Annotated in this window: 7 protein-coding genes; 4 read left to right on the top strand and 3 right to left on the bottom strand. The window is 56.8% G+C overall.

The annotated features are described in order from the left end of the window. The 3 genes from Q4610_RS21195 to Q4610_RS21185 all read right to left on the bottom strand — a co-directional run. A partial coding sequence (locus tag Q4610_RS21195; RefSeq protein WP_304537786.1) for an acyl-CoA dehydrogenase family protein occupies positions 1 to 548 on the bottom strand: 548 nt, incomplete at its 3' end. A gap of 218 nt (positions 549 to 766) precedes the next feature. Next, positions 767 to 2,143 (bottom strand): aspartate aminotransferase family protein, encoded by a 1,377-nt coding sequence (locus Q4610_RS21190; RefSeq protein ID WP_197057934.1) that lies wholly within the window; start codon positions 2,141 to 2,143, stop codon positions 767 to 769. A gap of 173 nt (positions 2,144 to 2,316) precedes the next feature. Next, a protein-coding gene (locus Q4610_RS21185; protein WP_093744153.1) for an IS3 family transposase occupies positions 2,317 to 3,668 on the bottom strand; the annotation gives its coding sequence in 2 pieces (ribosomal slippage) (positions 2,317 to 3,332 and positions 3,332 to 3,668; 1,353 coding nt in all). A gap of 526 nt (positions 3,669 to 4,194) precedes the next feature. Between Q4610_RS21185 and Q4610_RS21180 the strand changes: the two genes are divergently transcribed. From Q4610_RS21180 to Q4610_RS21165, 4 genes are all read left to right on the top strand, one after another. Then, a complete protein-coding gene (locus Q4610_RS21180) occupies positions 4,195 to 4,926 on the top strand; it encodes an ABC transporter permease (RefSeq protein WP_208597610.1) in 732 nt (243 codons plus the stop codon). 3 nt (positions 4,927 to 4,929) lie between these two features. After that, positions 4,930 to 5,652: an ABC transporter permease gene (locus Q4610_RS21175; RefSeq protein WP_033967478.1), complete on the top strand. Its 723-nt coding sequence runs from the start codon at positions 4,930 to 4,932 to the stop codon at positions 5,650 to 5,652. Beyond that, complete coding sequence (locus Q4610_RS21170) at positions 5,649 to 6,443, top strand: ABC transporter ATP-binding protein (RefSeq protein ID WP_093744154.1); 795 nt, start codon at positions 5,649 to 5,651, stop codon at positions 6,441 to 6,443. Before Q4610_RS21175 ends, Q4610_RS21170 begins: the two co-directional genes overlap by 4 nt. Before the next feature lie 263 nt (positions 6,444 to 6,706). Next, on the top strand, positions 6,707 to 6,819 hold a 113-nt coding region (locus tag Q4610_RS21165), incomplete at its 3' end, for a CoA transferase (protein WP_304537787.1).

The following is a 6,819-nucleotide window of genomic DNA, read 5'->3' as shown; positions in this document are numbered from 1 at the left end:
GCCGAGACACCTTGGGCGCCGGGCTTCGAGGCGTCAGTGCGTGCGAAAACGGTGAAAAGACCGGCGTGAGGGGCGTTTGTGATGAAGCGTTTCGTGCCATTTATCACATAGCCGTTCTCAGTGTGCTTTGCAGTGGTTCGTACCGACGCAGCATCCGAGCCAGCTTCCGGCTCGGTCAGCGCGAATGAGCTGATGAGTTCGCCGGTGGCAAGGCGAGGCAAATACCGCTGCTTCTGCTCTTCCGTGCCGTCGAGAATGAGGCCGAGCGAGCCGATACCGTTATTGGTCCCGATAAGCGAGCGGAAGGCGGGAGAGGTCTTGCCCAGCTCCAGTGCGATCCGGACTTCTTCCTCCATATTGAGACCAAGGCCACCGTACTCTTCGGGAATCGTCAGGCCGAATAGACCTAAATTCGCGATCTCCTGGCGGATTTCGACCGGGATAGCATCGTTATCGGCGACCTGTTCCTCGAGAGGACGAAGACGCTCTCTAACGAAACGCCCGACCGTATTCACCAGTTCATTCATCGTGTCTGAATCGAGAGCCATGTAGTCTCACCTGTTTGCTTGCGCCACCAATGGCATTTAAAGCATTTATATACTGTTTGGACGGTAAGTAAATAAGCCAGGAGACCCGATTCGAAAAATACCGAATGAATTCGAGCCGTTGGATCATCAGTCCCGTCAGCATCGCTGCGAATGCGGACCGGGGCATGAAACTCCGGTCCGCTACGCTGTCGTGGTCTGCCATCCGTATTTCGCGTACGCTATGCGGCGAGTTCCGCTGTAACTCGATTGAGAACCTTGCCGATCTTCTCGATTAAGAAGTCTGCGTCCCCCACGGTGATCGTGAGAGGCGGGCAAATCGTGAGCGCGTCGACGGCTGCGCGCAAAAGCACGCCCTCCTCGGCGAGATACGCATTTGCCTTGGCGCCCAGTTCTCCGTTCTTGAGGCCGGCTGCATTTGGGAAATTCTGCTTGAACAGTTCCACGGCGGCGACCAATCCAACGCCACGAACCTCTCCCACCAACGGATGATCCGAGAAACGTTGCAGGCCGTCACGCAGGTATTGACCGACGCGTGATGCGTTGCCGACGAGGTCGCGATCTTCGATGACGGCGATGTTTTCGAGTGCCACGGCCGCCGCAACCGGATGCGCACCGCCGGTAAAGCCGTGGCCGAAGGTGCCTATGCGATGGCTCTCATCAGCAATCGGTTGGTACACCTTGTCATTCACGAGCAGAGCGGAAATCGGAAGGTATGACGAGGAGAGCGCCTTCGAGAGAACCATAATGTCCGGTTTGATATCGTACGTCTGGGAACCGAACATGTTACCGGTTCGGCCGAAGCCGCACACGACCTCGTCAGCGACCAACAGTATATCGTATTTCCGCAGAACGGCCTGAATCTTCTCCCAGTAGGTCCGCGGAGGAACGACAACACCTCCGGCGCCGAGGACCGGCTCGCCGAAGAAGGCAGCGATTGTCTCCGGACCTTCATCGAGGATCAGCTTCTCCAGTTCGTTCGCCCTTCTGGATGCAAAATCCTCTTCGCTTTCACCAGGTTCCGCATCGCGCCAGAAATGGGGGCTGCCCGTACGTAGGACGTTGGCAATGGGCATGTCGAAGGATTCGTGATTGTAGGAGAAAGCGGTCAGGCTGCCCGAGGCCAGCGTGACACCATGATAGGCGCGTTCTCGGGCAATAAGCTTTTTCCGCTGGGACTGGCCGAGCGCATTCGACCTGTACCAGATCATCTTGATTGCGGTATCATTGGCTTCGGAACCGGAATTCGTGAAGAACACCTTGCTCATCGGGACCGGGGCGATCTCTACTAGCTTTTCCGCAAGATCGATCGCCGGCATATGCGTCCGGCTAGTAAAATTGTGGCCAAAGCTCAGGCGTTCCATCTGCCGTGCAGCGGCTTGCACGAGACGCCGCTCGCCGAAGCCGACGGCGACGCTCCAAAGGCCGGCCATGCCTTCAAGGTAGCGCTTCCCGTTGCTGTCGTAGACGTAAGCCCCCTCAGCCCGGTCAATGATAAGCGGCGTCGTCGCTTCATGCTTCCGGGCGTCAGTATAGGCGTGGAAGTGGTACGCAATATCCCGCGCTTCATTGGAGTTGGGTATCATCGTCATCTTCATTCACTTTCTTTGTGGAGAGCTGCATTCGCAGCTCTCCTGCTTGATGGTAGGAACGCACAGTCTCACTTCGAGACATCGACACCGAGCCATTTGATCGACTGTCCGTCGTCAGGGTTTTTGGGACAACAGGCGGCGTGAGCTAACGGAGGCTCTGGCCCATCAGGTTTGTCATTTTAGGCGGCGGCGGCTCGATGAAGCAAGCGGCGCTGTATGATGGTTTCGCGTTTGATCCTTTCCCTTTCCAGCATGATGATGTCGCCGCGGCCGAAGTAGACGTCGGCGGGTGTGAGGTTGCCGAGGCTCTCATGGTAGCGGCGATGGTTGTAATGATCGACGAACGCCGCGATCTGCTGCTCGAGATCACCCGGCAGGAAGTAGTTCTCGAGCAGGATGCGGTTTTTGAGCGTCTGATGCCATCGCTCGATCTTGCCCTGGGTCTGGGGATGGCAGGGCGCTCCGCGCGTATGTTCCATGCCCTTGTCGGATAGCCATGCGGCGAGATCGGACGACACGTAAGACGGGCCGTTGTCGGACAGGAGCCGCGGCCGCTGCACAACTCTGGCGCTGTCACAGCCTGATGCCGTGAGCGCCATGGTCAGCGTGTCGGTGACGTCTTCGGCCTTCATCGTGGTGCACAGCTTCCAGGCGATGATGTAGCGTGAGAAGTCGTCGAGCACGGTCGACAGGTAGAACCACCCCCAGCCGATCACCTTCAAGTAGGTAAAGTCGGTCTGCCAGAGCTGGTTGGGCGCTGTGGTCTTGTCGTGGAACTCGTCGGCGGCCTTGATGACGATGAAGGCCGGACTGGTGATCAGGTCATGGGCCTTGAGCAGGCGATAGACCGAGGATTCCGAGACGAAGTAGCCCTTCGTGTCGGTGAAGGTGACCGCCAGTTCCCGTGGCGACAGTTCCGGCTCGTTCAGCGCCAGCTCGATGATCTGATCGCGCACCTCATCGGGGATGCGGTTCCAGACCCGGCTCGGCCGGGGGCTGCGATCCTCCAGAGCGTCGACGCCGCCGGCAAGGAAGCGGTCATACCAGCGGTTGAAGGTCGATCGCGGAATACCGAGTTTCTGCAATGTGCGCCGCGCCGACAGGTGCGAGTTCTCGACCAGGCGGATGATCTCCAGCTTCTCGGATGCGGGATATCTCATTCGTCGTCGCCCCCATCCGCAATCATGCTTTTTTTAAGAATCCGCAGTTCCAGCGCCTGTTCGGCGACAACCTCCTTGAGATCGCGCGCCTCCTTGCGCAGCACCTTCACCTCATCGCTGGTGGCGGCGCGGGCCGTATCGCCGGCCAGCCGCTTCTTGCCGGCTTCCAGGAATTCCTTCGACCAGGTGTAATACAGGCTCTCGGCAATCCCCTCGCGCCGGCACAGCGCCGCGATCGACTCTTCGCCGCGAAGGCCTTCCAGCACGATGCGGATCTTCTCCTCGGACGAATACTGCTTGCGGGTCGCACGGCGGATGTCCTTGATGACCTGCTCTGCCGGCGCTTTCCCGGTTCCGGATTTCTGTCTCATCTTCGCTCCTTTGAAAGGCTACGATGAACCAGAAATCCTCCGTTCTCAGTTAAGCCAATTTGGTCCCATCAGTGATGACGCCGGACATTCTCCCGCCTTATTAGGCGTTGGCGCTCCCGCAAGCCCATTCCTGCATGCCTCCCCCCAGACTTTTGATTGATCATGGCCTCACACCGTTTTGAGTTTCAACGCGCTGAAAACTTTTAACGGATGTAAATATTTATGCAATTCCGTGATGACCGCCGGCGGCTGGCGACGCCGACATACGGTCGTCCGACGGACTGTCTGATTGACCTGGCACACTTTCTCGACGCGTCCAAACTTCAATCGAACAAAAACTTTGTATCTAATAAAAATATTCCTTGCAATAAAAATATTTTGTGCGAACTGTGATGCCGCTGGAGGAGCGTGGCTGAGGGAGCGCGGCCGTGCAGGTGTCTCGTAGTTCGACAATTGGGCTATCCCCAATTCGATCAGGCCGCCACTGTGCCCTTCACATCCGTAATTTCTGAAAATGCGCATTGTATTGGACAAGCTGTGGGTTGGCTGCAAGAATTACACTGATCTTGTTGGTTTTGGTGAAGGAGGATGGGGTCGTGTCCTCATCGCTGGCGCGGGCGTCACGTCCGCTATCGCCGTTTTGGGGTTCCTCATCGGGTCTATTCTTGGCAGCCTCGTTGCCTGGGCAAAAATGTCACCAATCCGTTTGGCTCGTGGCGTCGCCGACGCTTACACGACCACACTGCGAGGCGTGCCTGATCTTCTGGTCATCTATCTACTCTACTTCGGCGGAAACTCACTTTTGTCGACCTTCGCCGGCTTCTTCGGGGCGAACGGTTTTGTTGGAATGCCTACGTTCGCTACTGGGGTTCTCGCGATCGGGATCATTTCTGCCGCTTATCAAGCTGAAGTGCTTAGAGGCGCTTTCAACACTGTCGCCAAGGGCAGTATCGAGGCGGCTCATGCGGTTGGCATGGGCCGTTGGCTACTGTTCAGGCGCGTCGTTGCACCACAGGTACTGCACTACGCATTGCCGGGCCTCGGCAACACATGGCAATTGGCCCTGAAAGAGACGGCCCTCATCTCGGTCGTCGGGCTTGTGGAACTGCTTCGGCAAGCTCAAATGGCTTCGGGTTCAACGCGCCGACCGTTTGAGTTCTTTATCACGGCTGGACTGCTCTATCTGACAATCACCGTGGTCTCGTCGCTTCTCTTCCGCTTCGCCGAGTATCGCTCTGCGTGCAGGATGGGGGGCTAAACAGTGATCGATTTCGGTTTTCTCTGGCAGGCTTTCGTCAGGCTCATTGCCGGTTTGCCTATTACGCTCGAATTGGCCGCAACGGCGATACTTGTCGGGACAGTCCTGGCAACAGCCCTGGCGATTGTTGCGCACCTGCGGGTCCCCGTCGCTTCCCAATGCGTTGCCTTTTTCGTCTTTTGCATACGCGGCTCGCCGCTCCTCCTGCAGATGTTCATCATCTACTACGGCCTCGGACAGTTCCGTCACGAACTCCAGAGTTGGGGTGTCTGGCCGTTTTTCCGTGAACCTTACTGGTGCGCCATCACTGCTCTAGTGCTTAGCGTCGGCGCCTATGGAAGTGAGATCATCCGCGGAGGGCTAAAGTCCGTTTCGGCCGGATTGATTGAGGCGGCAAGGGCTTGCGGCATGTCCGGTTTTCTACTGTACAGGCGCATCATCCTTCCGATCGCATTCCGGCAGGCTTTGCCAGCCTACGGCAATGAAGTCATTCTCGCGGTAAAAGCAACTTCCCTCGCTTCCACCATCACCATCATGGAAGTAACTGGTATAGCTGCGGAGCTAATCTCCCAGACATTTCGCGCTTTCGAAGTGTTTATCGTCGCTGGTGCAATTTATCTGACGCTCAACTTCATAATAACCCGCCTGATCGCTCTACTTGAATACCGTCTGTCACCGCATCAGCGCGATCTCCCCGTCAAAACAAACATTGAGGCGCGGCCATGACGTCAATCGAGACGAATAACGTTCCCGTAATTTCCATTCGCGACCTCCATAAAAACTTTGGCGATCTTGAGGTGCTAAAGGGCATCACGTTCGAAGCACATGAAGGAGAGGTGGTCTCGATCCTTGGATCGTCGGGCTCTGGCAAGTCCACAATGCTCCGGTGCATCAACATGCTCGAAACCCCGAGCGCGGGAACAATCGCCATCCGGGGCGAGGAAATCGCCATGCGAACGACCAAGAATGGAACCCGTCCCGCGGATCGAAAACAGCTCGACCGGATTCGGTCAGACGTCGCGATGGTGTTCCAAGGCTTCAATCTATGGCCACACATGTCGATCCTCGAAAACGTCATTGAAGCGCCGGTCCATGTTCAGAAGCGTTCAAAAACGGAATGTGTGGACGAAGCAATGTCACTGTTGGCGAAGGTGGGGCTTTCCGACAAAGCCAACAGTTACCCCAGACACCTATCGGGCGGGCAGCAGCAACGCGCAGCGATTGCAAGGGCGCTTGCTCAGCGGCCAGCAGCCATCCTGTTCGATGAGCCGACATCGGCGCTAGACCCGGAGCTTGTCGGGGAGGTCCTGAAGGTCATTCGAGATCTGGCTAAAGAGGGACGAACAATGCTCATTGTCACCCACGAGATCAATTTCGCACGGGAGGTTTCGAACCGCATCATTTTTCTGGAAAAGGGTACGCTCATCGCGGACGCGCCGCCCGCAAAACTCTTCTCTGAAGCTGCACCGGACCGCTTCAAAAAGTTTATCTCCAAAACCTTACACACTTCCTCCTAGGCCGTCCGCGGCTCCGGTTGTGCGGTGCGCCACAACGCTATCGTGTAGCCTCCAAGACACTAAATTCTGAGCGGCATGGCGATTGACATGCCGCTATCAGTTATATACTGTTCGGACGGTAAGTAATTAGGTCGCTTCCGCCCGAGCAGTCTGGTGCATTAAGCGGCTCGATTCACCGTGAGGAGAAGAGCTGCCCCGCCTTATCCGCGTAGGCCTTTCTCCGATATTTTGTTGAAACGGATAGAGGAAGGATCGCGTTTCCGATGAGCGTCGCACTGAACGGAATCAAGGTTCTCGACCTGTCTCGCGTTTTGGCCGGCCCCTGGGCAACAATGACGTTGGGTGATCTCGGTGCTGACGTGCTGAAGATTGAGCA

Origin of the sequence: Sphingobium cyanobacteriorum (assembly GCF_030580935.1) — a bacterium.
Lineage (GTDB): Bacteria > Pseudomonadota > Alphaproteobacteria > Sphingomonadales > Sphingomonadaceae > Sphingobium > Sphingobium cyanobacteriorum.
Note: the sequence above shows the minus strand (reverse complement) of the source record. Positions and strands in the feature narration are given on the sequence as shown.